Source organism: Dactylosporangium sp. NPDC005572 (assembly GCF_040605515.1).
Taxonomy (GTDB): domain Bacteria; phylum Actinomycetota; class Actinomycetes; order Mycobacteriales; family Micromonosporaceae; genus Dactylosporangium.
The window spans coordinates 1-25,923 of record NZ_JBEXCY010000164.1; the positions used below are offsets into that span (position 1 = coordinate 1).

General features: G+C 73.2%; 20 protein-coding genes and 1 pseudogene. 7 read left to right on the plus strand and 14 right to left on the minus strand.

Annotation, left to right across the window (positions count from 1 at the left end; genetic code table 11):
* The 7 genes and pseudogenes from ABZS66_RS45570 to ABZS66_RS45600 all read right to left on the minus strand — a co-directional run.
* A partial coding sequence (locus ABZS66_RS45570) for a hypothetical protein (RefSeq protein WP_354769258.1) occupies window positions 1-437 on the minus strand: 437 nt, incomplete at its 3' end.
* On the minus strand, window positions 437-1,834 hold the full coding sequence (locus tag ABZS66_RS45575) for an AAA family ATPase (protein WP_354769296.1): 1,398 nt from the start codon (window positions 1,832-1,834) through the stop codon (window positions 437-439). The genes ABZS66_RS45570 and ABZS66_RS45575, both read right to left, overlap by 1 nt.
* Before the next feature lie 405 nt (window positions 1,835-2,239).
* Window positions 2,240-2,776 carry a hypothetical protein gene (locus tag ABZS66_RS45580; RefSeq protein WP_354769260.1) on the minus strand — a complete coding sequence of 179 codons (537 nt, stop codon included), beginning with the start codon at window positions 2,774-2,776 and terminating at the stop codon, window positions 2,240-2,242.
* Window positions 2,777-3,603: 827 nt separating this feature from the next.
* Window positions 3,604-3,864, minus strand: a complete 261-nt coding sequence (locus ABZS66_RS45585) for a hypothetical protein (protein ID WP_354769262.1) — start codon at window positions 3,862-3,864, stop codon at window positions 3,604-3,606.
* A gap of 81 nt (window positions 3,865-3,945) precedes the next feature.
* Window positions 3,946-4,395: a hypothetical protein gene (locus ABZS66_RS45590; RefSeq protein ID WP_354769264.1), complete on the minus strand. Its 450-nt coding sequence runs from the start codon at window positions 4,393-4,395 to the stop codon at window positions 3,946-3,948.
* Window positions 4,316-4,990, minus strand: coding sequence for an MFS transporter (locus ABZS66_RS45595; RefSeq protein ID WP_354769266.1), 675 nt, complete (start codon window positions 4,988-4,990; stop codon window positions 4,316-4,318). The genes ABZS66_RS45590 and ABZS66_RS45595 overlap by 80 nt, the downstream gene beginning before the upstream one ends.
* A gap of 64 nt (window positions 4,991-5,054) precedes the next feature.
* A pseudogene (locus ABZS66_RS45600) lies at window positions 5,055-5,591 on the minus strand (hypothetical protein); the annotation flags it as partial.
* A 105-nt stretch (window positions 5,592-5,696) separates the two neighbouring features.
* On the opposite strand from ABZS66_RS45600, the gene ABZS66_RS45605 reads away from it, so the two are divergent.
* On the plus strand, window positions 5,697-6,230 hold the full coding sequence (locus tag ABZS66_RS45605; RefSeq protein WP_354769268.1) for an Lrp/AsnC family transcriptional regulator: 534 nt from the start codon (window positions 5,697-5,699) through the stop codon (window positions 6,228-6,230).
* On the opposite strand, the gene ABZS66_RS45610 is transcribed toward ABZS66_RS45605, so the two are convergent.
* Both ABZS66_RS45610 and ABZS66_RS45615 read right to left on the minus strand, forming a co-directional pair.
* The gene (locus ABZS66_RS45610; RefSeq protein ID WP_354769270.1) at window positions 6,227-8,287 is read right to left on the minus strand and encodes a cellulose binding domain-containing protein; all 2,061 of its coding nucleotides are present in this window, start codon (window positions 8,285-8,287) and stop codon (window positions 6,227-6,229) included. The genes ABZS66_RS45605 and ABZS66_RS45610 overlap by 4 nt on opposite strands.
* 114 nt (window positions 8,288-8,401) lie before the next feature.
* Window positions 8,402-8,536 (minus strand): hypothetical protein, encoded by a 135-nt coding sequence (locus ABZS66_RS45615; protein ID WP_354769272.1) that lies wholly within the window; start codon window positions 8,534-8,536, stop codon window positions 8,402-8,404.
* 601 nt (window positions 8,537-9,137) lie between these two features.
* On the opposite strand from ABZS66_RS45615, the gene ABZS66_RS45620 reads away from it, so the two are divergent.
* Together ABZS66_RS45620 and ABZS66_RS45625 are read left to right on the plus strand one after the other, a co-directional pair.
* Entirely contained in the window at window positions 9,138-9,467 is a 330-nt protein-coding gene (locus ABZS66_RS45620) for a hypothetical protein (protein WP_354769274.1), read from the plus strand.
* A 126-nt stretch (window positions 9,468-9,593) separates the two neighbouring features.
* On the plus strand, window positions 9,594-11,552 hold the full coding sequence (locus ABZS66_RS45625) for a M91 family zinc metallopeptidase (protein WP_354769276.1): 1,959 nt from the start codon (window positions 9,594-9,596) through the stop codon (window positions 11,550-11,552).
* Between the two features lie 14 nt (window positions 11,553-11,566).
* On the opposite strand, the gene ABZS66_RS45630 is transcribed toward ABZS66_RS45625, so the two are convergent.
* Together ABZS66_RS45630 and ABZS66_RS45635 are read right to left on the minus strand one after the other, a co-directional pair.
* A complete protein-coding gene (locus ABZS66_RS45630; RefSeq protein ID WP_354769278.1) occupies window positions 11,567-12,160 on the minus strand; it encodes a hypothetical protein in 594 nt (197 codons plus the stop codon).
* Window positions 12,161-12,213: 53 nt separating this feature from the next.
* A complete protein-coding gene (locus ABZS66_RS45635) occupies window positions 12,214-16,557 on the minus strand; it encodes a hypothetical protein (RefSeq protein ID WP_354769280.1) in 4,344 nt (1,447 codons plus the stop codon).
* A gap of 119 nt (window positions 16,558-16,676) precedes the next feature.
* On the opposite strand from ABZS66_RS45635, the gene ABZS66_RS45640 reads away from it, so the two are divergent.
* Complete coding sequence (locus tag ABZS66_RS45640) at window positions 16,677-17,621, plus strand: hypothetical protein (protein WP_354769282.1); 945 nt, start codon at window positions 16,677-16,679, stop codon at window positions 17,619-17,621.
* Here the strand turns inward: ABZS66_RS45640 and ABZS66_RS45645 are convergent.
* The 3 genes from ABZS66_RS45645 to ABZS66_RS45655 all read right to left on the minus strand — a co-directional run bounded on the left by ABZS66_RS45645 (window position 17,612) and on the right by ABZS66_RS45655 (window position 20,528).
* Window positions 17,612-19,171 carry a hypothetical protein gene (locus tag ABZS66_RS45645; protein WP_354769284.1) on the minus strand — a complete coding sequence of 520 codons (1,560 nt, stop codon included), beginning with the start codon at window positions 19,169-19,171 and terminating at the stop codon, window positions 17,612-17,614. The two genes, ABZS66_RS45640 and ABZS66_RS45645, sit on opposite strands and share 10 nt — an antisense overlap.
* Window positions 19,168-20,085 carry an S-4TM family putative pore-forming effector gene (locus tag ABZS66_RS45650; RefSeq protein ID WP_354769286.1) on the minus strand — a complete coding sequence of 306 codons (918 nt, stop codon included), beginning with the start codon at window positions 20,083-20,085 and terminating at the stop codon, window positions 19,168-19,170. The genes ABZS66_RS45645 and ABZS66_RS45650 overlap by 4 nt, the downstream gene beginning before the upstream one ends.
* Before the next feature lie 137 nt (window positions 20,086-20,222).
* The gene (locus ABZS66_RS45655; RefSeq protein WP_354769288.1) at window positions 20,223-20,528 is read right to left on the minus strand and encodes a hypothetical protein; all 306 of its coding nucleotides are present in this window, start codon (window positions 20,526-20,528) and stop codon (window positions 20,223-20,225) included.
* Between the two features lie 243 nt (window positions 20,529-20,771).
* On the opposite strand from ABZS66_RS45655, the gene ABZS66_RS45660 reads away from it, so the two are divergent.
* The 3 genes from ABZS66_RS45660 to ABZS66_RS45670 all read left to right on the plus strand — a co-directional run.
* Window positions 20,772-24,263: a BTAD domain-containing putative transcriptional regulator gene (locus ABZS66_RS45660; protein ID WP_354769290.1), complete on the plus strand. Its 3,492-nt coding sequence runs from the start codon at window positions 20,772-20,774 to the stop codon at window positions 24,261-24,263.
* A 108-nt stretch (window positions 24,264-24,371) separates the two neighbouring features.
* Window positions 24,372-24,842, plus strand: coding sequence for a hypothetical protein (locus ABZS66_RS45665; RefSeq protein WP_354769292.1), 471 nt, complete (start codon window positions 24,372-24,374; stop codon window positions 24,840-24,842).
* Window positions 24,843-25,034: 192 nt separating this feature from the next.
* The coding region (locus ABZS66_RS45670) for an NAD(P)-dependent oxidoreductase (protein WP_354769294.1) at window positions 25,035-25,923 on the plus strand (889 nt) is incomplete at its 3' end.

Genomic DNA, 25,923 nt, shown 5'->3' on the forward strand with positions numbered 1-25,923 from the left:
AGCAATGGCGGGACCTCGCCACCCGCTACGCCAAACGCGCCAGCCTCTACCGCGCTACCCTGGACCCCGCTGTCGACGCTCTGTAGGACGTCATCAAGCACCAGCAGCTTGGCCTGCCCGCGCCTCGCCGCCTCCTTGGCCACTGCCAGGAAGAACAGCAGCGCCAGCAGGTCGCAGTAGCCTTCGCTGAACACCTGCTTCGGGTAGCAGGACCGCCCGTTGTTGAGCACTACGACGATGTCGATGCTCACCGGCCCCGACCGGCCGAACAGGACCTCGATCCGATCGACGTGCCGGGCCCGCGTGATGGCGAGAAAGCTGGTGGTCAGCTCCGCCCCGACCCCCAGCAGGATCGTGCGGAGCTGTCGCGCCTGCGCCGGATACGCGATCGGGTTCAGGAGGTTGGGACTGTTCTCGAGCTTGCGTTTCAGCCCCATTAACTGGCTGTAGGCGTGCCGTAACTGCTGGACCAGCTCACGGTCCGCTCGTCGAGTTTCTCCCATGCCTCGGGACGTTCATCCTCGGCTCCCTCCCCGACGATCTCCTCGCTGACGTAGCGGTCGAACGCGTCCCTCCCGCGCAGGAGATCGGGTTCTATGGTCAGGTGCGCGGCCAACTGGGCCACGAGTGCGTCGCGCCGAGTGCGCTGCTCATGCGCGCGATCTTGCAGGGAGACCCGCTCGTCCTCGAGACTGCGCGCCATTCCGGAGGAGTCCGTTGGGAAGTAGTCGAACAGGACCGTCCCTCGGCTCATCGACCCGCTGTCGAGAAAGGCCAGGATGTCGGCCCTCTTCAGCGTGATCGGCGCCAGCCGGAAGCCCGGCCGCACGTCCGCGTTGTCGGCTCGGGCCCGCCCGTCGTCACTGGACACGACGGTGCGCGTGACCGTGGTGCCGTCGGAGAGCACGGCCGCGGCGACCGGGGTCACGTCTACCGCCTGGTTCGCGGCCAACGGCCGGGCCTGCGACGCCAGATCCGATGACCGGCCCACGCGCCCCTGAAGCGCAAACTCGATCGCGTCGGCGATGGTCGACTTCCCGACGCCGTTGTCGCCGACGATCACGCAGTTCACGGGCCGCCCGCCCCGGTCAGTGAAGGCGAGGGCGCTGCGCCCCGGGCTACCGCGGAAGCCGGCAAACGCGATCTCGCGCAACCGCAGATCCTGCTCGCTCAGATCAGCAACGGGAGCCGGCCCGTCCACGGTCTCCGCCGATTCCACGGCCGCGGCCTGCGTGATGAGCTCGGCCGTCGCGGTGAGCGGAAGGTCGGCCGACGGGCTGGGCAGCCCGGCCAGGCGTTGCTGCCACACCAGGGCCGCGGCCTTTGCCATCAGCTCGGACAGCCTGGCCAGCCCGCCGTCCGAGGCCCGGGGCTCTGGATCGAGGCTCGGCCCCGGCGCCCCGTTCTCTAGCCGCGCGAGCTGCTGCTTGATGGTCGGCCACATTTTGAAGTTCTTGGCCAGGAGCCGAGCGAACGCGGCGTAGTGCGCACGGACGTGCGCATCCGCGGCGTAGCAATTCCCCAACTCCACGACTGCCACGAGCGCGGCCCTCCGAGCGTCGCGCATCGTCCCCTGGCTGCCATCTTCCGCCGCGGCTTCGGCGAGGAGCACCGCTTCGCGCAGCCCGATTGCGCACCGCTCGACCCGGTTCCGGCTCAAACGCTTGGCCACCTCAAGGTGATTGAGTCTCGCCAGCCGATACTGTCGGCGCACCCGCATGGGCAGCGGACTGCAGTCGTACGTCGCCGTCAAGACTTGGCCCAACAGCTCTCCGGCAGCCCGAACCCGCTCCGCCGTGTCGAGCTGCGGACCTTCCTCCCCCGGTACCGTCACGCTCAACTGACCCTCCAGGTCCTCACCAATCTCCTGGCCGACTCCGACCCATGATCGTCGGGACCTGCAACGTTAGCTGGTGCGGACGACCTTCTCCGCCGCGAGCAATGGTCGACTTCATCGTCCGGCTCGTTGGCAAGGCAGACCCGCCGGCGAAGTTGGTGCGACATAATCACGGGACCTTCACGTCCGAGCGATCAGCCCTTCGTCGCTCGGCGTGGTGGTCGAACACGAATTGACCCAGCGCCGCACGTCCCAGGGAACCGCATCCGACCAAGGATCGACTGTGCGCTCGTCGCGTTGACCACCATCCGAGCGCCCACCGGAGGCCGACGCCCGAAGCCAGTGGGCAGCAAGATGGGGGACGCGAAGCCCGCACAGCAGGACGATCGTGCTATGAGGCGATTACGGCTTGAGCGCCGCCACCGCCGGCTCGAAGGTCCTCGCCACCGACGGCTTGACCTTGCCGACGAGCCGGACGAGCACCGGTCCGTTCGTGTAGTCATACTCGGTCCCCAGGACGGGGTTGGACTTCAGCGAGTCCTGGATGTACTTCTTCCTCGCCTCGGCGCCGGCCGCGTCGGCAAAGACCTCAACGACGCCGCCCCTGCCGATAGCGCCCGAATCCGCCTCCGGGTCACCACCCGGCACGTCGAAGCTCGCGCGGCTGAGGTAGCCGTTCGGTCGGCCGAACAGGTCGTTGGGGTCGGTGTCCTCGTTCTGCACGACCACCTTGGTCACCGGCAGCTTCGCAGCGACAAGCGCGTCGACGACAGCCTTGGCATCAAGCTGCGGCGCGGCCGGTGCCGGGCTTGTGCTTGATGTAGAAGTCGCAGTCGTTGCGGCTGCGGCAGGAGAGGCACCCTCGCCGTCAGTCCTGCCACAGCCGGCAGCGAGGCCCAAGATGGTGATGGCGATGAGCGCTGCGCGCAGGGTGGACATGGCCAGCTCCTTGGTCGGCGGGATTCGGGCATCTCACCATGCCGCGCCTCGACCTCAGCCATACGGGGAACGGCTGGCCCGATCAGGCTGATCTTCTCCATCCGATCGGACCATGAAGCGCCACAGGCCACGGACGCCGGACACCCGTCGGCAGACCTCCCTGCCACCGTGCACGCTTCGGCTGGAACGGGTGGCGGGGCGGTCCGACCACGACAGTGTCGACGGCCCGCCGGCGTTGGCTGACGCGACTGGCGGCGGTTCATGGTGCGCAGCGCGGCGGCCAGGCTGGCAAGCACGACGGCAAGAGCGCCGAGAACGGCGGCCAGGCTGGTGACGGCGCCGCCGACCAGCATCGTCGCCGCGAGCACGGCGATCAGGACGAGGACGGCGAGAACGGTAGGCCGGAGCGCTCGATGCCGCGGAACACCAGGACGGCGTGCCACAACTGGACGGAACGATTCGACCGGAGTCAACCGCAGCCAGGATCTCGGCGGACACTCCGTCGGGACGGGCTGGCGGCGAGCAGTGCGAGCCTGAGGTTGAGCCGGGCCGAGGCAACCCGCCGCGGTCTAGAACACCGCCGGGTTCGGCCTCCAGCCCGTTGATCGTGCGGCGGCCGAGGTCCTCGGGGCCGGGTCGCCACCCATGCCAGCGGTGGTCGCGGTGTAGCTGATCGACTTTGCTGGTCACCGAAAGTAGCGTTCCGGGTGCTCAAGGGTGGCGAGAATACTGACCAGCCCGGGCGAGCCGCTCCAGGGCGCCGCGCGTCTCGGTGACGGCGCCCATCCGCCCGCCCCCGGCGGTGCCTGCGCCGCTGAGCGCCCGCTTCACACGGCGCGATCTACCACGCCAGCCTGCAGGTGGCTACCATGCTCGTCAGGGCTGGCCGAGCAACCTACCCGACCGACCTCGTCCTGAACGGGTCGGCTGCCGGTTTCAAGAAGGCTGATGCCGAGGTATCGCCGAACGCCCTTCCCGCCGCGGGCGGTAGCCACACCGAGTTGCTGCAGCCGCTGTGTCAGCCGCTTGGCATTGACCGGGACCTCGTCGCTGTCCTGACACCACTGCTCGTACGCCTCCCGCAGCAACGTTGTGGGCACCTGGACCAGCGGTTGATCGATCGCCAGGTGGCAAGGCAGCCGTCGCCGAGCGCACCGTTTCCGGTTCGCTCAGACTATCGCGCAGGTATGCGACCGCGCCTTGGACGATCCAGGCGAGGATGGCTGGCTCCTCTTCGTGCAGGCGTTCCCGAAGGCGGGGATCCTGCCGTTCTGCAGGTACCGTGCGCGGGAACGGCAGGAGGCGCACCCGCCGCCAACGCCTGGCCCGCCGGCCCGGACGTCAGGCCGTTGATTGCCCAGCACCACCACTGTGTGGCTTGGTTTGAACGAGAACCAGTCTCCTCGCATGAACCTCGTCGGGATGACGTCACCGCCGGTCAGCAGCTTGATCTTCGACTCGGCGAAACGCTGCCCCTCGTCAAGCTCGGAGCACACGACGAGCCGGGCGCCCGCGAGCTGCGCCAGTTCCGTTGGTTGATCAGCATGCTGCCGCTGTACAAGCAGGTCCGACGAGGCAGCGATCGCATAGCCGGTACTGCCGATACCGAGTACATGCATCGCCGTCTCGAACAACGTCGACTTCCCATTCGCCCCCGAGCCCGCTCGACCGTTGGCGGCCCGGCCACCCGCCGGCCGCGGACCACCAGCACCGCCGCCGGCAGCACCAGCGCGCCGGCCAGGGCCGCGAGCACGCCGAAACCGGCCGCCGTGAGCACCAGCGTGCAGCCCAGCGCGGCCACCGCCGCCAGCACCCAGACCACCGCGTCGACGGCGCCCTCGACCTGGTCCGCTCGCCGGCGGGCACGTCGCGGGCCAGGCGGCTGCTGCCCGCGACGAAGCACAGGTTCCAGCCGAGCCCGAGCGCGAACAGCGCCGGTGCGCCGCCGCCGGCCGCGACCAGTGCCGCCGCCCCGCCCATGGCGGCGAGGCCGGCGAGCATCGCCGCCCCGTCCCCGATCCGGTCGGTGAGCCGGCCGGTCAGTGGGGCGAGGGCGAACATGCCGACGGTGTGGGCGGACAGCGCGAGACCGATGGCGGTGAGGGAGCTGCCGGTGTGGTGCAGGTGCAGCGGGGCCGCCGTCATCACCGTCGCCATCACGACCTGGGCGGTGACGAGGACCGACGCCGCCGTGCGGATCGCGGGGCGGGTCATGAGCGTGCGGACCGGGACCGGTGGAAGGCCGGTCGCCGGGGAGGCCGTCACCGCGCGCGGCCAGCGCCGCCGAGGTGCAGGCCACGGCCGCGACCAGCAGCGGGCCGAGGTAGCCGGGCGCGGCGGCGCTGGCCGGCGTGAGCAGCAGCGGGCCGCCGATCGCGCCGGCGCTGCCGGCCCACACCAGCAGTCCGATGGCGCGTCCGCGGGCGTCCGGCCCGTACAGTTCGGCCGCCGCGTACCGGGACAGCAGCGCCGCGGCGTTGCCGGCGCCCAGCAGCAGCATGCCGAGGATCAGGCCGGAGACGTCCGCCCGCAGCACGCCGTGGGCGGCCAGGGCCACGCCGGCCACCGTCGCGCCGTATCCGGCGGTCATGCCGGCGCGATACCCGTGGCGGCGGAACAGGCGGGTGAGCAGGGCCGCGCCGATCCCGGTGCCCACGACGCAGGCCGCGTTGGGCAGCCCGGCCCAGGCGGGCCCGAGTCGTTCGGCGGCGGCGAGCGTGCCGGCCGGGCTGGCCACCGCGACCTCGGCGTTGGCCAGGGCCCCCGCGGCGAACAGGCCGGTCACGGCGGGCGCGCGACGTTCGGTCGAGGTCACGGGTTCACGTTAGAAACATCGACGACCGCCTGGAACGAGCGATGAACACCGATTCCGGCGTCGGGCTTCATGAATGGAACCCATCGACCGCGATACGGTTTACGGATGCTCGACAACACCGACTGGCGCATCCTCGAGGAGCTCCAGCGCGACGGCCGCATCTCGTTCAACCGGCTGGCCCGGCTCGTGAACCTCTCCGCGCCGGCGGTCGCCGAGCGGGTACGGCGCATGGAGGAGGCCGGCGTCATCGACGGCTATCAGGCCCACGTCGACCCGGCCCGGGCCGGCCTGCCGCTCACCGCGTTCGTGCAGCTGCGCTGCCCCCTCGGCCGCTGCCTGCTCAAGACGACGACGGCCGAGGACTACCCGGAGGTGGCGGAGGTGCACAAGCTCAGCGGCACCTCGTGCACGATGCTCAAGGTACGGGTGGCGTCCATGGCCCACCTGGAGGAGCTCCTCGAACGGCTGGGCCAGCACGGCGAGCTGAACTCCCACGTGGTGCTGTCCACGCAGTACGACAACCGGCCCGTCCAGCCGCCGCCGGCCGTCGTCGCCGGCGCCACCCACTCGACCGGCTGGTCCCGGTCGCGCGGTGGCGGGCGGTCCGCTGACCAGGACCGCCCGCCGTCCGCCCGTTAGGCGGCGGAGCAGACGACGCCGTTGAGGGTGAACGCCGTCGGGAGGATGTTCGGGCCGTTGTACGAGCCGACGAAGCCGACGCTGGTCGCGCCGCCCGCCGGGATGGTGACGTTGAAGTCGGCCGGGGTGACCCGGATCGTCGAGCCGGTCTGGGTCCACGTGCCGTTCCAGCCGCCGCTGAGGCTCTGCCAGCCGGTGGGCCAGCTGAACGTCAGCGTCCAGTTGTTGATCGCCGTGGTGCCGGTGTTGAGGATGTCGATGTTGCCGACGTAGCCGTTGCCCCAGTCGTTGGCGTCGGTGAACCGCACGGCGCAGGTGCTCGTCGCCGGGGCGCCGGTGGTGAACGTCAGCGGGGGCGAGGACCACGACACGTTGCCGGCGGTGTCGCGCGTGACGACGTTGACCGTGTAGCGGCTGCCGGGGTTCAGGTTGTACACCGTGAGCGAGGTCGAGGTGGTCTCGCCGAGTTGCTCGCTGACGGTGCCGTTCTGGCGGTGGACCTCGTACTTCGCGATCGGCTTGGTGCCCGCCGGTGCGGCCGGCCAGGCGATGGTCGCGGTGCGGTCGGTGACCGTGGTGACGAACGGCTTGCCGGGCGCGTTCGGCGCGCCGGCGGTCGAGCCGCTCGGGTGCAGGGTCAGGAGGGTGAGCGAGTACGGCGGGAGCGTCTGCGCGGTGGCCGAGCCGCTCGTCGCGCTGGTCGGGGCCGCGTCGCCGTTCTTGAACGTCACGACGGCCGGGGCGGCCGACGAGGGGCTGTAGCCGGAGTACCGGATGCTCACCGGGCGGGCGTTGTCGGGGTCCTTGTTCACCAGCAGTACCGTGAGATCACCGTTGGTCCGGCGAGCGGCGTGCGCGGTCACGAGCGGGTCCGGCGAGCCGGCCCGGACGAGCTGGTCGCCGGTGTGTGCGAACTGCGACATGACCTTCAGCGCGTGGTACGGCGCGAAGGGCGTGTTCAGCGGCGGCTCGCAGACGCTGCCGTTGGCGGTGCAGGTGCCGCTGGACAGCAGGCCGAAGTCGTTGTAGTCGGTCTGGCCGGCGACGGTCGACGGGGTGCCGATGCCGTTGTGGACGTTCCACCACTGCACGGTGAAGACGCCCTGCTCCAGCAGCGCGCTGTAGGCGTCGGCGAGGAACAGGGCGCCCGGCTGGGTGTTCTGCCCGACGCCGACGTTGAGCTCGGTGAAGCTGACCTTGATGCGGTCGGCGCCGGCCCCGGCGTACCGCTGGATCTGCTGCCGCGCGAGGAACATGATGTCCTCGATCTGCGCCGTCCTGGCCAGCGCCTCGGCGGCGGTGCTGCCGCCCGGGTACCAGTGCAGGTCCACGAAGTCGACGTACGGGCCGGCGATGGACAGCACGACCTGGTTCCAGGTGCCGGCGTCGCCGCCGCCGACGAGGCCGTCGGGCCAGTTGGCCGGGGTGGTGAGCACCGCGCCGACCTTGATGGTGGGGTCGACGGCCTTCATCGCGGTGGCGTAGGCGACGACCTCCTCGGCGTACTGGCGGGGGCTCTTGTCGGCGCGGTTGTCGGCCTCCCATGCGGTGCCGTAGTGGCCGTTGCCGTAGTTCTCGTTGCCGATCGTCCAGTACTTGGCGCCGTAGCCCTTGGTGACGTTGGCGTACCGCACCCAGTCGGCCGCCTCCTGGGCGGTGCCCGTGCCGTAGTTCGCGATGATCATCGGCTGGGCGCCGGCCCTTCTGACGCCGGCCATGAACGTGTCGAAGTCGGTGTTCGGTGCGACGTAGCCGCCCGGCGCGGTGTGGGTCTGCCAGTGGTAGATGTCGGCGTACGAGCCGCCGGGGTACCGCATCATCTGCACGCCGGCGCTCTGGAGGAGGCCGGAGACGGCGGTGCTGCCGAGCTCGGTGTCCCAGATGGCATGGTTGACGCCCAACGCGGTGTCGGGCACCGTGGCGAGACCGGCCTTGGCGTTGACGGTGACGACGGTGGCGGGCGGGTCGGCGGCGGCGCCGGGCGCCGCACTGAGCGCTCCTGTGAGCGCCAGCGCCGCCGCAGCCACGGCCGCACGGCGGGCAGTTCCGATCTGCATGGCGGTCCAATCGGAGACGGTGGATGGAAGCGCTCCCATGCTTGGAACCTCCCGGACCGCTGTCAAGGAAGCGCTTCGACCACCCAGGTGCCGGCGCCGCGCGCCGTGAAAGGTTCAGGGTCTCGACTGGCGGGCGACATGCCCGTCGGGCCATCCGCCGGTGGCGCCCAGGAAGCGACCGACTCGCTCGACCTGCGCGCCGTAGATCCGGACGATCTCCTGGTGGGCGGGCGTCCGCGACTCCGGCACGGGCACTGCCTGGTGGTCAGGGGCCGGCTTCACCGCGCTCGCTGTGGCGGCGGCTCGTCACTATGGGCGGTGCAGCGGACCGCGGCGCGAAGCCGAGGACCAACGGGCCTGCACTCCTTCGAGGCCGCTGACCGCGAACGGCCGCCGCCTGCTGGACGCGGCCGACCCGGGCGCGGCGCTGCTGGAGTTCCTGACCATCGCCGCGGCCCAGCGCCAACAGCGCGACCTGTCGTTCCCACAGGAGGCCGACGACATAAACGCCGAGGTGACCCGGGCAGCGGTTTGCAGCCATCCACGCCCTGGTCGACCGCGCCCGTTCGCACGGCGCCATCCGAGCCGACGTCATGGGCACCGGCCTCATCCTGTTGATGTGCGCCCCGAACTACGTCGTCGGCTACGTCCCCGACGCCTCACCCGACCTGTGCGCCGCTACCTCGCCATCCTGTTCGACGGCCTCCGCCCGCAGGGGGGCGCCCATCCACTCCACCAACCCCCACCCACCGACCCTCTGACCCCCAGAATCCCCTCCGGACCGATTGTGCGAGCTATGTCGCGTGTTGTATGTTGCCCGGCAGGATGACCTTGGGCTGAGGGGGCCGCGATGGCGGACGAGGTACGGGCCGATCCGGTCGCGTTGACCAGACTCGCGTACAACATGCTCCTGGTGTCGCGGAGCGTCAATGGCGCCTGGACCGACGCGCAGTCTGGGCTGGCGCTCCCGGTGGAGGCGTTCGGCGATACCCTGTCCGCCCCGCAGGTGGGCAAACTCCACGGGCAGGTCGTGGACTCCGTGAGCATCACGACGGGGCGGTTTGTCGGCGTGTTGGAGAACATGATGGACGCGCTCTATGGGGTCGCTTTCACCTACAAGGCGGTCGACCAGGGCTCGGCGGACCACATCGGTGAAGCCGCACCGGCCCCGGCATCCTGACGACACTTGCTGACGGGCCGGGTGCCGGCAGGTGGCGGCGATCACCAACGGTAACGGTTCGCGGACGGCGAGCGGTCCGGCCCGGGTCTGCGGTCCCAACGTGTCACCGGCAGCCTCGAACACGCTATGGCGACGGCACTGATTGAGTTTTGTGTTGTGTTGTATCTTCTCGATGGGGCTACTGGGCCCAGGAGGACGCGATGGCGCCTGGCAAGCGAGCCGATCAGGACTCGGCGCACCGGGGCGGCTACGCCGCCCCGGTGCGGACGGCCTGACGCCATGCCGGTCGACGGCCCCGCGCCGCGTCCGGCGGCCCAGCCTCTGGACCCGATCGAGACCAAGGATATCTGGCACCCGGACTTCCATCCTGAGCAGGTCGAAGCGGCCGGGGTCGAGTGGCGGCAGATAGCGGAGGCAATCGCCAACGCCGGCGACGACGTGAACCTCGAAGCCAGCCACGTTCTGGCCGACGGCTGGACCGGCGAGACAGCCGACTCGTTCGACTACCTCCGCCGCCAACTGGTCACCGACCTGGACAACACCGCCGTGTACGCCTCGGCAGTGGCCTCGGCAATGTCCGCCATAGCCGCCGACATGCAGGGGGCGCAACGGGCGCTCACCGCCGAATGGCAGACGGTCGCGTCGATCTTCTCCTTCGAGTCACCCGACACCGCCGGCAACCGGGTCTTCCTACCCTGGAACGAAACCGAGGCAACCGCGGTAACGAACTCGTTCGCAGCCGCCGCCCCGATCTGGCAATCCCTCGACACGCAACTGGTCGGGCACGTCACGACCCTGACCAACGCAAGGTACGAGTTTGACCAAGTCGCCGACATCTGGCTCTCGCGGGCCAGAGGCTCGAATCTTGTGTTCTCACTACCCCCCGAGGCAACCGCGCCCGGCGTCATCGACGACGGCAAACGCACGATCATCAACACCGGCCCAGGCGACGACGACGTGCAGGTCACCATCGACCCGGCGACCGGCGAGCAGGTGGTGACGATCAACGGCAAGGAGTACCGGTTCCCGCCCGGAGAGGAGCTCGTGATCCGGGGAGGCGTCGGCAACGACCGGATCACCGTGGCGCCGGGCGCCGGCAGGTCCATGACCCTGCTGGGCGGCGCGGGCAACGACGAGATCCACGGCGGCGACAACTCGAGCACCATCCTCGGGCTGTTCGGCCGCGACCGGTTGTACGGCGGAAGCGGCCGTGACCGCATCTCCGGCGGCGACGACCGCGACTACATCGAAGGCGGCGACGGCAACGACCTGCTCACCGGCGGCCTCGGCGACGACACCATCTACGGCCTGGCCGGTAACGACCGCATCGACGGCGGCGAGGGCAACGACTACCTGGAAGGCGCCACCGGCAACGACATCATCGACGCCGGGGCCGGCAACGACATCGTATCCGGCGGCCGCGGCAACGACATACTGCGCGCCGGCGCCGGCAACGACGTCGTCTACGCCGGCCTCGGCACCGACAAGGTCGACGGCAGCCGGGGCCGGGACCGGTCCTACGTCCAAGCCGACGACGAACGCACCGGCACCAAGGACGCCGTCCAGGTACCGATTAGCGAGCAACTGGGCAAGCACATCACCGTCGTGGGCACCAGCGACTTCCAGGACCGCGTCAACGCAGACCTGGACATGCTGCGCGCGTCACCGCGCGGCCAGGGCATGCTTGCGTCATTCGAGGTCGAGTATTACGCCAGCCTCGGCGACGACACGCTGGAGATTCACGAGTACAACAATCCCGCCGATCCCGACAACAGCACCGCCGACCAGGAGGGCGACACCGCCTACATCAACTACAACCGGCACCTGGACGACCTACGCGACAGGGGCGAGGTCCCACCCATCGCCATTCTGTACCACGAGATGGCGCACGCCTACGACTTTCAACATGACACCTTCGCGGACGGCGTCTATGACGGTGCCGACAACCCGGGGGTCAACAACCTGGAACGGGAGGCGGTCGGACTCCCCCTCGAGGACGGCCGGCTGTACCCGGACCATCCGTACGACCTGACCGAGAACGCGTTGCGTGACGAGATGGGGTGGCCCCGCCGCGAGCGTTACTGACCGCATCGTGTGAGCTATATCGCGTGTCGTATCTTTCGGACAAGCATGCAATTTCGTCCGAGGAGGACGTGATGGCGGCGAAGAAGCCTCATCCGCCGCTGGCTGGTCACCGACCCGGACGACACCGCCCTACATGCCTCGGCGGTGGTCCTGGCAATGTCGAAAACGGTGGCATGCCTCCAGGAGACATCGACGACGGCGCAGCACGGCCGGCCGCACTGACCCATATCAATCCAGCTGGCACCGGACGAGGCTAGTAGGGCAGCGTCACCCGACCGCGGAAGATAGTCGTACTTCTCGGAGAACGAGACGCCCCCGTCACTCACGGCGGAATCCATGGTGAGGGCCAACTCGTAGATGCAGTCGGTCGACGTGCGGTGAACATGCAGGAGCCGTTCGGTCCGGGCAAACCCGCGAAGCGTCGGCGTGACACCGGCGGCGGTGATCCACTCGGCCATCACTGCGCGGTTGCCCTGCCGGGGCAGCCTAGCGCTGAGGTGGCCCTGCTCGGCGATGGCGTCGAAGCAGGCGATGAGCCGTTCGTCCGTCCGACCGGGGACGGGGGTCAGCCCGAGCCGCCGCTCGAACTCCTCGACCAGCACGAGCATCGAAAGGAAGCGCTTCGACCACCCAGGTGCCGTCGCCCCGCGCCGTGAAAGGTTCAGCCGGCGCCGAGGCGGTCCAGCTCCGCGGTGAAGAGCCGGCGTTCGGCGCGCCGCCGCCAGGGGTACCGCTCCTCGGCGAGCAGACGCAGGACGTCGACCAGCAGCGGCCGGATGTCCTTGTCGGCGTCCAGCAGTTGCCGCAGCCGAAGGACCGTGCCCCGGAGGGCGTCGAGCGCGCCGGCGTGGTCGCCCTCGGCCTCCAGCCACCGGGCCAGCATCAGTGACGCCTCGCCGTGGTCCCGGGCGTAGGACGCGTCGCCGGCCGCCAGCCGGTCGTATGCGGCCACGGCCGTGGCCTGGTGCCCGAGGGACTGCGCAAACTGCCGTTCCCGGCGCTCCAGATCGGCCAGCAGCCCGGCGGTGCGGGCCAGCTCCGGCAGGTCCGCTCCGGGGACGTCGGCCGCCGGATCGCCGAGCAGCGTCAGGAGCCGGCGCAGCGTCAGGACGGCGTCGCCCGTCGACCCGGCGGTCCGCTGGTGCTCGGCGAGCATCCAGAGCGCGGTGCGAAACAGCTCGTGATGAACGGCCGACGGTTCGCGCACGAGCAGCCCGTGCGCCTCCCGCGTGGCCCGCTCCGCGGTCCTCGCCGCCTGGGTCCGCTGGCCGGCGGCGGTCTGCCGGTCGGCCAGGACGAGCAGCGCACGGACCACGAGTTCGGGCCGGTCGGCCTCCCGTTCGCGCACCGCGACGAGCCGGCCCGCCGAGACGGCGGCCGCCACGTCGTTACCCTCCTGCGCCTGCCAGGCCGACAGCAGGTCGAGCGCCTCGGCGAGCCGGCCGGACCCACCGGCGTCCAGCGCGGCGACGGCCACCCGAGCGCCCCGGACCGCCTCGTCCGTCCGGCCCAGGGCGGCCTGGGCGCTCGCGGCGGTCAACCAGGCGTGACCGCGCTCGACCGTGTACCGCATCGGGTCCCGCGCGACGAGCCGGTCGTACACGTGCGCGGCGCTGTCCGCGGCGTCGAGGACCGCGGCCCAGTCCGGCCGTGGCTGGTCGCGGCTCAGGTCGGCGTACCGGTCGAGGGCGGCGGCGAAGCGACGCTGTTCGGCCTCGGACCCGCCGCCGGCCCGGCGCCGCAGCTCCACCAGGTCCGACGCCGCCTTGAGCGCCGCTTCCGGATGTCCCCGCTCCGCGGCGAGGTCGAGGAGGGTCTCCAGGGCGGCCGCATGGAAGTCCGCGTGGTCGGCGCCGACCGCGGGGTCGAGGCGCTCGTAGACCTCGACGGCCTCGTCGGCGTGCAGGAGCGCGCTGTCGGACTCGGCCGCCGCCCGCTCGGCGAGCGCGGCGTTGTGCAGGGCGGCGGCGAGGTCGGGCCGGTACCGCGGGTCCGGGCCGGCGAGGTCCCGCCACCGCTGCACCGACCGTCGGGCGGCGTCGGCGGCGGCCTCGGGCGGGCCGGCCTGCAGGAGCACGACCGCTTCGTTGTGCAGGGCGGCGGCGAGCCGCTCGCCATACCGCTGCGCGGAGCCGCCGGCGTCGGCGAGCCGGGTGTACGCCGCGACGGCCCGCCGTGCGTGCGGCCGCGCGCCGCCGGCGTCGCCCAGTCCGGCGAACCGCAGGCTCAGCGCGTTGGCCGCCGCCGCGACCAGGTCGAGGTCCCGAAGCCCGGCCCCGCCGGCTCGATGCAGGTCGTCGGCGTGCCGTACCGCCTCCGCGGCGAGGTCGAGCGCCGGTCGCGGCCGGCGGTCCAGCGCGAGCCGGGTGGCCTGGGCGACGAGCATCCGCACGAGGGCGGCGGTCGCCCGGCCCGGCGCCCGGTCCGCCGCCTGGCGCTGCCGATGCAGCGCCTCCTCACCGACGCCGACGGCATCGGCCGCGTCGCCCACGGCGGCCAGGGCGGTGGCCAACTGGTCGAGCGTGCCGGCCAGGGTGGGCCCGTACAGCGCCGGGCTCCGCTCGGCCAGCGTCCGGTAGCCGTCGGCAGCGCGGCGCAGGCAGTCGATCGCCTCGGCGCCCGACCCGCTGAGCAGGTGGCCCCAGCCCGTCAGCCGGTCCGCCTCCACCGCCAACGGTGTTCCGGCCGGGACCAGGCCGCCGGCCGCGACGACCGCGGCGTGCGCGGCGTCCAGGTCCGGCACGGGTTCGTCGAGCAGGGTGGCGCACAACGCCAGCAGCTCGGCCGCGACGGTGGCGCGCCCGACCTCGGCGGTCGCGGCGCCGAGCCGGTGGGCCTGCGCGGCCGCCTCCAGCAGTGCCAGCACCGCCACGGGCGCCCCCCGCACGAGTCGGAGCGCCTGGGCCCGCAGTCGCAACGCGCCGACGAAGGACGGGCGGAACACCGACCCGAACGGCTGCCCGACCGCGGCCCGGTAGTGGTCCGCGGCCAGGTCCGCATGCGGAAGGGCGGCGGCGGGCCGGTCGAGTGCCAGGTCCGCGCGGGCCGCGAGGGCGGCGGCCCGGGCGAGCAGCTGGGGTCCGTCGGTGTCGGGGCGGTGCCCGGCGATGAGCCGGCCGGCCACGTCGGCGGCGAGGCCGGCGACGGCGGCGAGCTCGTCCGGCAGGTCGTGGGCGAGCTTGCGGCACCGCTCGGTCGGGAGCGTGCCGTCGCGGACGTCCGTGTGCAGTGCGGCGAGCAGCGGCAGCGCGCCGGGTTCGGCCGCCGCGACGGCCACCGCGGCGGGGCCCAGGTCGTCGGGGTACGGGCGGATGACGTCGGCGGCGGACGCCACGACGCCCGGATCGTGCGGTCCGGCGGCGCCCGCGAGCGACGCGAGGATCGACAGCGTCGTGGCCGCGTCGTCGGCGGGCAGCGCGGTCAGTACCGGCTCCACGTCGGCGGCCGACACCAGCGCGGCGAGCGCGTCGCGGCGCAGACCGGTGGGTGCCGGCCCGGCCCAGTGCCAGGCCTGCGGATCCTGGGGCGGGTGGACAGCGGTGAGCCAGGACGCGTACCGCTCGAGGTGGTACCGGACGTCCCCGCCCACGGCCTCCAGCCGGGACCGGCCCGCGGCCTGCGTCCTGGGCGGGCACAGCAGTGCGGCGACGAGGGCACGCCGGCGGTCGCGGCCACCGGGGACCCCGTGCCGGTCGGCCGCGTCGCTCCAGTGGCGCTGTTCCCGCTCGACGAGGACGGCATGGTCATCCACGTCCCGGCCGTGTCCCAGGGCGGCGGCCAGGGCGGCCCGCAGTACCGCATCCGGCAGCGCCGCACCGAACGGACCCGGCGACGGCGGGGGCACGGCGGCCTCCGGCACCGCCGGGTGCCCGGCGAACGCGGCCACGGCGGCGCCCCACAGGTGACGCACCTCGTCCGGCTCCAGCGGTCCGAGCCGCAGCGGGTCCGGCTCCCAGACCTGCCCCACACTGTCGGTCGCGGCGCGCAGCGGGGCGTGCCAGCCGTCGAGGGTCGCGGCGGTGATCAGGACGCGGACGGGGTGGGCGGCGGTCCGCTCGGCGAGTCCGAGCAGGAGCCGGCTGAGCTGGTCCCGGCGGCGGTGCGGGCCGTCGACGACGAGCAGCAGGGGACGGTCGGCCGATCGCACGGTCGTGAGCCAGTCGTCCGGCGGGGCCTCGCTGAGCATGCCGGCCGCCCAGTGCGGCTGCAGGTCGGCGGCCAGTTCCCGGGCCGTGCGGGTCGTACCGCTGCCGGAGGGGCCTTCGAGCACGAGCGCCGACAGCGCCGCGCCGGAGTGGCACCAGCCGGCGAGGCGGTCGCGGACGGCCGGGCGGTCCAGGTACCCGACGACCTCGTGCTCGGCGGACAGCAGCTCCGCGGGGCTCTGCGCCGGGCCGGGCGGGGACCACGGCCGCAGGACCGGCAGCAGCGGCAGCAGCTCGCCGACGAACCGGCGGCCGGTCGCCCGGTCGACCTCCCGGACGAAGGCCGGGTCGCGGGCGAGCCACTCGACCGGCACGACGCGCGGCCCGCCGTCGTCACCCGTCGTGATCACGCCGACGAGGAGCTCCTCGCAGTGGGCGGCGTGGCCGGGGAGGTCCGGCACGGCGCTCCCGGGCCGGACGATGAGGCCGGCGGCGTCACTGGAGAGGGGATGGACCGTCGGGCCGCCGCGCCCCGCGGCCGGGTCGAGATCCACCGTGGTCCATCCACCGGTCCCGCTCAGCACGCCCCAGCGCACCGCGCCGGCGGCGTCCGGCCGCGCGGTGGACCCGACCGGCGGATCGACCCTGAGCAGGGCGGCGCCGAGCCCCTTCCACAGCACCGTCGCCGGTCGGCGCGGCCGGGTGGCCGGGGTGCCGGTCGGCGCGGCGACGGTGAGCGGGCCGCCGTCGGTCACGTCGGCCGTGAGCAGCACCCGGTCGCCGATCATGCCGGCGGCGGCGATCGGGCGAGCCGTGTCGGCGACGCCGGTCCACACTTCGAATGCGGCAGTTCCAGGCACGGGTCGACGACCTCCGCCTCGGTGGGGTGGGCGAGCTCGCGACGTACCGTAATCCCAACCCATTGATCAACATCATGGTTTTCCGGAACTTTCTGGACTCCGCCCGTATGGTGCAGGTCATGGCGACCATCCGGTTCGCGACACCGGGCCCGCGGGGGTCGGCGACCGTCCTGCTGGACCTCCAGGAACATCCGGCGCGGCTCGACCGCACCGCGCTGCTCAACCCGCCGCACGATCTGGCGCGGCAGCAACACGTCATCGTCACGCTGCTGCAGGAGCTCGCCATCGGACCCGGCCGTCCCGGCCCGGCCGGCGCCGTCCCGTCGACGCCGGCGGACTTCGGCGAGCAGCTCACGACGCTGCTCAGCAGCGACCGCCGGGACGTCGTCGCGCGGCTGGTCGGCGCCCTCGCCAAGCCGGACGTGGCCGGGGCGATCGCCGACCTGGACACCGCCGGGCAGCTGACCAGCGTCATCCGGCAGACCCGGCGGCTGCGGGGCCTGGAGCAGCTGCGGGCCCGGCTCGCCGACGAGGACCACGACGACGACCGGCTGCACGAGATCCTGCGTTCCCAGCCGTGGCTGTTCGGTGGCCGCTACGGGGCGCTGCGCGACGTCGGCGAGGAGGTCGCGGAGCGGATACCGCTGCTGCTCATCCGCTCCGACGGCGCGTTCCACGTCGTGGTCGCCGGGCCGGTGGACGTCCCGGACCTCGTCGTCGCCGACGATCAGGGCCACTACGGGGCCGGCCCGGCCGTGCAGCGCGCGGTCGGGCGGGCGATCTCGCAGCTGGAGATCCTCGACGGGCTCGCCGCCCGGCTTCGCGAGGAGCCGAAGCTGCAGGACCTGTGGTTCCTGACGACGCGCCGGGCGATGGCCAGCGTGGTCGTCGGGCACCGCCGGTCGGTGCCATCAGACATCCGGGAGGAGCTGATCCGCCCCGCGCTACGGACCTACTGCAGCCACCTGAACGGCATCGACGTCATCACCTGGGACGAGCTCGTCGAGATCGGCGAGCGCGTCACCATGGCCGATCCCACCGAGTCCGCGGTCGATCACGAGTAGGGCAGTCGTTGCACCGCGCGGCGGTACCGCAGTGTCGTCGGATGGTCGGCGCCGAGCGCCGCCACCGACCGCCGGTGACCTTCCTCCATCGAATTGACGCCCGCCTCCGCCAGGTCGTCGACCAGCAGCATCGCCCGGGCCTGCTCGTAGCCGACGTCGAGCACCGCCGCGGCGTCGTCACCGAGCAGCCGCCCGGCGTCCGCCCGCAGCCCGGCCAGCCGTGCGACCTGCACCGCGCCGTCGAGCGCGGGCTCGTCGTGCAGCAGCCGCAGCGCCCGGCGGACGGATCGGTCGGCGCCGGCCAGGTCGCCGGCGCCGACCAGGCGGGCCGCGTCGAAGAGGTCGCCGTCGGTGGGCCGCCGCGGCGGCGGGTCGTCCGCCGCGACGGCGAACGGATCGGTGACCAGCGGTCCCTCGCCGCCGGGTCCGGCCCGGCCGCCGAGCAGCCGGTCGGCGGCGTGGCAGGCGAGCGTGAAGCACCACCAGCGCACCGCGGGCGGGAGGCGGTCGAACGTCGTGCACAGCAACGCGCCGCCGACGACGGAGACCTGCCAGGACCGCTCGACGTCGGTGTCCCGGCCGCCGAGCGACTCGGCGGTGGCGGCACGCACGACGCGGACCGCGTCGAACGGTGTGCCGGCACCCGCGGGCGCCTCCGGATCGAGGACCGCGGCGAGCAGCGCCGCGTCGAGGCCGGCCGGGTGCCGGACCAGCGTCGCGAGCAGGAGCGTCACCGGGTCGAGCGTCAACGGGGCGGCGACCCGGTAGGTGGCCAGGTCGATGAGCTGGAACCGATCGACGTCGGCCGCGCCGGCGGCGTCGACCGGCAGGATCACGTTGTCCAGGTGCAGGTCGTGGTGGGTCCGGCCGAGCCGTGCCCGGACCTGCAGCGCGGGCGCGGCCGGCGTGGTCAGCCACAGCGGGTTCGGCAGGGGCGGTCCGCCGGGGGCCAGCCGCAGCCAGGGTGTGGCCGGGTCGGCGAGCGGGGTCCGGCGGGCCCAGCGGGCGATCGACCCGGTCTCCAGGAGCGCGCCGGCCAGCCGGTCGGTGAGCAGGCCCCGGACCGGGCACGGTACGAGCTCCGCCGCGGTGTCCCGGTTCCAGCCCGTGATCACCCATCGGACGACCCGGTCGAGGGCCGCGAGCAGCCGGTGGTCCGGCAGCTCGGACAGCAGCCGGGTGCCGGCGCCCCCGCCGGCGAGCTGCTGCAGCGCGAGGATCGAGCCGTCGCGGGCCGGCCAGTCCGAGCGGTACGGGGCCACGAGATGGACCTGCAGCTCCTCCGGGCAGTCGCGCCACGCGTGCCGGTGACCGGGCCCTTCGAGCCGGTCCGGCGGACACACCTTGACCAGGATCTCCGCCGGGACCGTGTCGGCCGGACCGCCGGACAGGTCGGTCAGGGCCACCCGGCGCACGACGGCGCCGGTGTAGCCGGCCGTCGGGAGCCACTCGGCGGCCGGCACCCTGATCTCGACGTCGTGGTGACGCGCGTACTGGCGCAGCGCCTCGGCGGCGGCCGCCGACCCCAGATGCCGGGCGAGGCTGGTCACGCCGGTGGTGTCGGGGACGGCTCGCTGCCGACCCGCGCCTCGAGGACCTGCATCTTGAACCGGAAGTCGGCCATGTCGTCGTCGTGGAAGCGGCGGAACAACCAGACCGGCACCCGTGGCTGCTGGCGGCGCATGAGGTACTGCACGTCCTGGATCTGACGCGCGAGCGCGGTCCAGGCAGGCCCGGGCCGCAGGGCGGGCTCGGCCTGGTCTGCGTCGGCCGCGCGCAGCAGGTCGAGCACCCGTTTGCGTTCGCGGGTGTTGCCGGCCTGGGCACGGTACTGGTCGAGGCAGAACAGGACCAGGCCGAGGGACGGCACCAGCCAGCCGCTCACCAGGTCGACGACCTTGCTGCCGTTCACGAAGGTGACGACGACCCCGGCCGCGCACCAGAGCCCGGCCAGGCCGAGCAGCAGCGTCGCGTAGCGCTGCCGGACCCGCGAGCCCCACGCCAGGCTCTGTTCGAGGCAGAACATCACCTCGTACGGCGACCGCACGTTCGCGACCAGGTAGTAGTCGCGAAGCCGTGCCTCGTCGCCGCGGAAGCGCCGGCTGAGCCTGTTCCACTCGTCCTCGGCCACCGGCTCCCCGACGAGCACCCGGTTCCACGGCAGGTCGAACAGGGCGACGTCGAACATCTCCTGGAGTGTCGCGCTGGTGCGCTGGTGCCGCCCGGCCCACGGGGCGACGACCGCCGCGTAGACGCCGGCCCAGACCGCGCCGGCCAGCGTCACGGTGCCCACCTTGTCCGGGGCCGCCCGGGAGACCGCGCCGAGCCCGGCCACCGCGACGGACACCAGCAGTGCGGCCGCGTGGGCCCGGTGCGCCTGCCGGTGGGCCACGGCGATCGCCCGGAGCAGCACGATGCTGGTGGGGCTGTTCTGCCGCTGGGCCAGGCCGCCGCTGTCGGTCATCGACTCTCCTCGACGCTCGTTCGACGACGCGGGTCAATACCAGAGAGTACTGAGCGGATACAAGCCGAGGGCGACCGGAAGGCCGATGCCGCAGCCCAGAGAAAGGCGATACAACATCGCACACTGAGCTGGGTTCGTCAGTGTGCGGCCGGTCCGGCGCCGTCCCGGGTCGGGGTGGCGCACCCGCCCCGGATGTTGCGGGAGCGACGCCCACCGGCCGGCGCGGCGGTCCGCGGCGCGAGCCCGACCGCACGGCTGAGCATCTCCACGTCGACGCTCGGCGGGTTGGCACCGCGCGTCGTGGTCGCCACGACGCCGGCGTCTCCGCCGGAGACCGCCAGCAGCACCGTGAGCTGCCCCCCATCCGTCGTGTCGTCGGCCGCGGCCTCGACGACGATCCGCCACGTAGTCAGGGCACCCACCTCCGGCTCCTTCTCGAACATTGGGGCCACCGTAGCCGTCGGCGATCATCCGAACGGCGCCGCCGGCCGCCGGATCATCCGCAGGTCGGCGCCGACGTGCGACCGGCGGTCGGCAGAAAGCGGCAGATCCCGCGGACCCGGGGCGGATCCGCCAGCCGTGCCGGTCGACACACGCGGTTGAGTCGTATGTAGGTTGTACTGTCTGACAACGGCCCACGGTTCCGGAGCGGAGACGCTGCGGAACCGCGACGGACGGAGGCGGCAGTGGGCGTGGCGGACAACCCGATCACTCCGACGTTCGGCGCGCTCCTGCGGCGCCACCGCGCCCGGTCCGGCCTGCGCCAGGAGGAGCTCGCCGCACGGGCCGGGATCAGTGTCCGTGCCGTCCGCGATCTCGAACACGACCGGGTGGCCCGGCCGCAGGCCGCGACGCTGCACCGGCTCGCGACCGCGCTGGCACTGCCGATCGGTGAGCTCGACGCGCTGGTCGAGGCCGCCGACCGGCCGGTCGAGCCGGCGGCCCGACGGGCCTGGGTCGGCGTGCTCGGCCCCTTGCTGGTGCTGCGCGGCGGCGAGCCGGTCGACGCCGGTCCGGCGATGCCGCGGGAGCTGCTCGGCCTGCTCGCGCTCCGCGCGCCGGAGGCGGTGACCCGCGACGAGATCGTCGACGTACTGTGGGGCGACCGGCCGCCCCGGTCGTGCACGCGACTCGTGGGCGGCTACGCCCGCCGCGTCCGTGACCTGCTCGCACCGGACGCGGCCGTGGTCGTCGCCGCCTCGGGGTACCGGCTCGATCTGTCCTCCGACCGCAGCGACCTCGCGACGTTCGAGTCGCTCGCCGCCCGGGGGCTGGCGGCACGCCGGTCGGACGACGCGGTCACCGCCGAGCGGCTGCTCGGTGCGGCGCTCGACTGCTGGCGCGGCCCGGTGCTGGCGGGCGCGGGTGACGGGCTGCGGGAGCATCCGCTGGCGGCGGCCGCCAACGGCCGGCGGGCCGCGGTCGCGCAGGCCTATGCCGACGTGGCCATCGAGCTCGACCAGCACGATCGCGCGGTCGAGCGGCTGCGCCCGGTGATCGGCGCGGAGCCGCTCCACGAGGGGCTGGCGGCTCGGATGGTCCTGGCGCTGTCGGGCGCGGGCGAGCAGGCGGCAGCCCTGGACACGTTCACGCGGGTGCGGATCCGGCTCGCCGAGCACCTGGGTGTCGACCCCGGCCCCGAGCTGACCCAGGCACGGCAGCGGGTGCTGCTCGGTCAGGGCACGCCGGCACCGTCCGGCCCGGTGCCGGGCCAGCTCCCGGCGGACGTGGCCGACTTCACCGGCCGCGTGACCCAGCTGGCCGCGCTCGACGCGTTCGTGCCCGGCCCGGGCGACCGGACCGGCACGGCAATGGCGATCGTGGCCGTCACCGGACCCGCCGGCGCCGGCAAGACGTCGCTCTCGGTGCACTGGGCGCACCGCCGGCGTTCCTGGTTTCCCGACGGGCACCTGTACGCCGACCTGCGCGGCCACGACCCCGCCGCCGCGGTTCGCCCGCTCGACATCCTCGGCCGCTTCCTGCAGGCCCTCGGGGTCTCGCCGGACCGGCTGCCGCACGAGCTCGCCGAGGCCACCGGCCTGTACCGGAGCCTGCTCGCCGACCGCAGTCTGCTCGTCGTGCTCGACAACGCCGGCGCGCCCGACCAGGTCCGTCCGCTGCTGCCGGGCAGTCCGACGTGTGCGGTGCTCGTGACCAGCCGGTGGCAGCTCGGTGGCCTGGTCGCCCGCGACGGCGCGCGGCACCTGCCGATCGACGTCATGACCGCGGAGGAGTCCGAGACGCTGCTGGCGCGGCTGCTCGGCGCGGACCGGATCAGGTCGGAGCCCGGCGGCGCCGCCGACCTCGCCGCGCTCTGCTCGCGCCTGCCGCTGGCGCTGCGCCTCGCGGCCGCGAAGCTGGCCGGTCGGCCCGGCCAGACGTTCCGCACGTACGTGCAGGAGCTGGGCTCCACCGACCGGCTCTCGACGCTGCAGATCGACGGTGACCCGCAGGCCGGGGTCCGGGTCGCCTTCGACCTGTCGTACCACGCGCTGCCCGGACCGGCACGGCGCCTCTTCCGCCTGGCCGGCCTCGTTCCCGGCCCCGACTTCGACGCCGCCGCCCTCGGCGCGCTCACCGGAGCGGACGGGTCGGCCGGGCCGCTCGACCAGCTCGTCGACGCGCACCTGATCACGCGGCGGGCACCGGGGCGCTACGGGTTCCACGACCTGCTGCGGCTGTACGCGGCCGAACGCTGCGCCGACGAGGTCGCGCCGGCCGAGCGCGCAGCGGCGTTGCGGCGCCTCTACGAGCACTACCTCGACCTCGTCGAGTCCGCCGCCACGACGCTCTACCCCGACCACGTCCGGCTGCCACGCGAACGGCCCGGCCCGTTGCCGGAACGGTTCGACGGCCCGGCGGCGGCCGCTGCCTGGCTCGACTCGGAGCGGCCCAACCTGGAGGCGGCCGTCATCAGCGACGAGCCGCAGGTACCGCGCGGCACCGTGTGGCGCCTCTGCGACGCGCTCACCGGATACTTTTGGCTGCGGACCCATACGACGAGCTGGCGGCGGGTGGCGCTGGCCGGCCTGGCCGCGGCGGAGGCCGACGGCCGCCTCGACGCGAAGGCGGCGGCGCTGCACAGCCTCGGCCTGCTCGAGTGGCAGCAGAGCCGCTATCCCCAGGCCGTGCGGCGACTCTCCGAGAGCCTGCAGCTGGCACGGGCGGCGGGCTGGAGCGACGGCGAGGCGGCCGCACTGACCTGGCTCGGCCTGGCGCACCTGTGGTCGGGGCGGCCCGGGCTCGCCGGCGAGCTGCTGGCGGCCTCGCTCGAACGGTACGAGCGGGACAGCCGCCACCAGGTCGGCGGCTGGGCCCTGGCGCTGACGGTCTCCGGGTGTGCGGCGTTCGACCTCGGCGCCCTCGACGAGGCGCTCAGCCGCTTCACTGCTGCGATCACCCTGCTGCAGGAGATCCGCGCCCGCGCCGCCGAGGGCATCTGCCACGGCAACCTCGCCGAGGTGTACCACCTGCTCGGCCGCTACGACTCGGCGACCGACCACGTCGCTCGCGCGCTGGCGCTGCACGCCGTGACGGGCGACCGGCTCAGCGAGGCCGATGCGCTGCGGTGCCTCGCCGAGGTGCACCGCGACACCGGCCGGCACCGGGAGGCGGTCCGCTGTGCGGAGTCGGCGTTGACCCTCGCGCGCGAGGGCGGCGACCGCAAGGTCGAGGCCGAGGCCCTCGTCGTGCTGGGCACCACGTGGCGCGAGCTGGGCCGCGGCGAGCACTCGGCCGCGGTGCTGGAGCGTGCCGTGGCCCTCACGGTGGACGCCGGCGCCGCCGTCGCCGAGGCCAGGGCGCTCATCGCGCTGGCCGACACCCGGCGTCACCAGGGCCGGCCGGCCGTCGCCGCCGAGCACGCCGGGCGAGCGCTGGCGATCGCCGCCGACGCCGGCTGCGAACTGGTCCGTGGCCAGGCGCTGACCTGCCTGGCCGCCGTCCACCTGGCCCGCGGGGACGTCGAGCGAACCCTCGCCGACGCCGGGCGGGCGCTGGCCGTGCACCGGCACACCGGCCACCGGCTGGGCGCGGCCCGCACCCACGACGTGCTGTCGGCCGCCCTCGCCGCGGCCGGCCGGCAGGCGGAGGCCGATGGGCACCGGCGCCACGGCGACGCGCTCGTCGCGGAGCTGACCGGCCGAGACGACCCGACCGGCGCAGACGCACGGATCTGAAGTGTGTAGTGTGTTGGATGCACAACATGCCACACACTTCATCGAGGCCGCTTGGTAGACGGCCGATCCGGCCGGTCCGGCCACTGCGGACACGTCTTAGGAGAGTGCATGGAAGTACGCGAATGGTTTGCGGTCCGGCGGCGAGCCGTGCTGGGCACGACGGCGGCCCTCGTCGTCGCCGGGGCGGCCGCCGTGGCGATTCCCGCCGTCGCGGACGCGGGCACCGTCGGCGCCTGCAACGTCGACGTGGGGAACCTGAAGGTCTGCGTCTTCAGGGACGGTGACCAGGTCTGGGCCGGCGTCTACGCAAACCCCACCATCTACACGAAGGTCGAGGTCAAGCTCGACGGCATGACCGTCAAGTGCACCAACGGCGCCTGCCGTGACCACGCTTTCACGGTCTTCAGCGCCGGACCGTCCTCGCCCAGCGACGGAAGGCTTAAAACCGACCCGGGGAACTGGGAGTTCGGCCTCAGCGCGTATGCGGTTCACCACTACCTGGGCTTTGTCAAGGGGACGCGAGCGAACGGCAGCGAGGAGACCGCGCAGACGGGGTGGCAGGACGCCACGAGCTGGTGATGACCGGACGGTGACCTGCACGACGCGCTCACGCGTGGCGCGAGCCTCGGGGGTTCGGTGTGCCGCGGCGGCACGCCGGACCGCTGCTCCGGGCTTGCGGAGGGCAGCGGTGATCTATCTCGCTTGTCCTGAGTAGTATTGCCTGGTCTGATGGAACCGGCGCCCTTCCGTCGAGCCGGAGAATGATCCCGAATGCGCAACTCAGCTGCAGCGTCGCAGCTCCGCACCACCGGCGGGCTGCGGCGCGTCCTCGTCGCCACCCCCGTGAGCGACGCGACGCGCCGCTCGCTCGCCGGGCTCCCGGCCGTGTCCGTCCGGCCCGAGCTGGCCGCCGATCCCGACGCGCTGCCCGCGGCGTTGGCCGCCGAGCGCCCGGACACGGTGATCGTCGGCGCGAACCGGGTGGACGCGGAGGCGATGGCCGCCTGGACGGCCGCGCACGACGGCGGACGCCTCGTCATCGTCCGGCGGGGCACGTCGCTCGCGGGCATCGACCTCGACACGGCGGCACGGCACGGCATCGAGGTCGTCAGCACGCCCGGGGTGGACGCGCCCTACGTCGCCCGGTTCATCGCCGACGCGCTGCTGACCGGCCCGCCCAGCATGGTCGGGCTCGTCGGCGCGGGAGCGGTCAACGGCCGGGTCGCGGCCGCGGCGGTCGCCAGGGGCCACCACGTCTTCGTCTACTCGCCGTCGCTGGCCGTCGACGCGGACCCCCGCCCGGCGCGGCAGGCGTGGATGGCGGCGCATCGCATCGACGGCACCGCCGGCATCACCGTCGCCCAGAGCGCGCACGCGGTCTTCGCCGTGGCCGAGCTGCTCTCCGTCGCCGTGCCGCTGACGGCGGCGACCCGCGGGTCGGTCGACGTCGACGAGATCCGCGCCTTCGGCGGCAGCCGCCTGGTCTCGGTGTCGGAACCGGAGATCTTCACCACCGACGCCGTCATCGCGGCCCACGCCCGCGCGGACCTCACGGTGGTCATCGACAGCGCGCCCACGGCGATCGGCGCGCTGCGCCGGCGGCTGCCGGGTAGTCGGTGCCCCAGGCGGCCACCGGGCACAGCTCCAGGAACGGCGCGTC

Bases quoted from the DNA above. Each gene is read 5' to 3' on its own strand.
- ABZS66_RS45580 (WP_354769260.1), bottom strand. From the start codon at position 2,776: ATGTCCACCCTGCGCGCAGCGCTCATCGCCATCACCATCTTGGGCCTC.
- ABZS66_RS45590 (WP_354769264.1), bottom strand. From the start codon at position 4,395: ATGCATGTACTCGGTATCGGCAGTACCGGCTATGCGATCGCTGCCTCG.
- ABZS66_RS45595 (WP_354769266.1), bottom strand. From the start codon at position 4,990: ATGACCCGCCCCGCGATCCGCACGGCGGCGTCGGTCCTCGTCACCGCC.
- ABZS66_RS45605 (WP_354769268.1), top strand. From the start codon at position 5,697: ATGCTCGACAACACCGACTGGCGCATCCTCGAGGAGCTCCAGCGCGAC.
- ABZS66_RS45610 (WP_354769270.1), bottom strand. From the start codon at position 8,287: ATGCAGATCGGAACTGCCCGCCGTGCGGCCGTGGCTGCGGCGGCGCTG.
- ABZS66_RS45620 (WP_354769274.1), top strand. From the start codon at position 9,138: ATGGCGGACGAGGTACGGGCCGATCCGGTCGCGTTGACCAGACTCGCG.
- ABZS66_RS45625 (WP_354769276.1), top strand. From the start codon at position 9,594: ATGGCGACGGCACTGATTGAGTTTTGTGTTGTGTTGTATCTTCTCGAT.
- ABZS66_RS45630 (WP_354769278.1), bottom strand. From the start codon at position 12,160: ATGCTCGTGCTGGTCGAGGAGTTCGAGCGGCGGCTCGGGCTGACCCCC.
- ABZS66_RS45640 (WP_354769282.1), top strand. From the start codon at position 16,677: ATGGCGACCATCCGGTTCGCGACACCGGGCCCGCGGGGGTCGGCGACC.
- ABZS66_RS45650 (WP_354769286.1), bottom strand. From the start codon at position 20,085: ATGACCGACAGCGGCGGCCTGGCCCAGCGGCAGAACAGCCCCACCAGC.
- ABZS66_RS45655 (WP_354769288.1), bottom strand. From the start codon at position 20,528: ATGTTCGAGAAGGAGCCGGAGGTGGGTGCCCTGACTACGTGGCGGATC.
- ABZS66_RS45665 (WP_354769292.1), top strand. From the start codon at position 24,372: ATGGAAGTACGCGAATGGTTTGCGGTCCGGCGGCGAGCCGTGCTGGGC.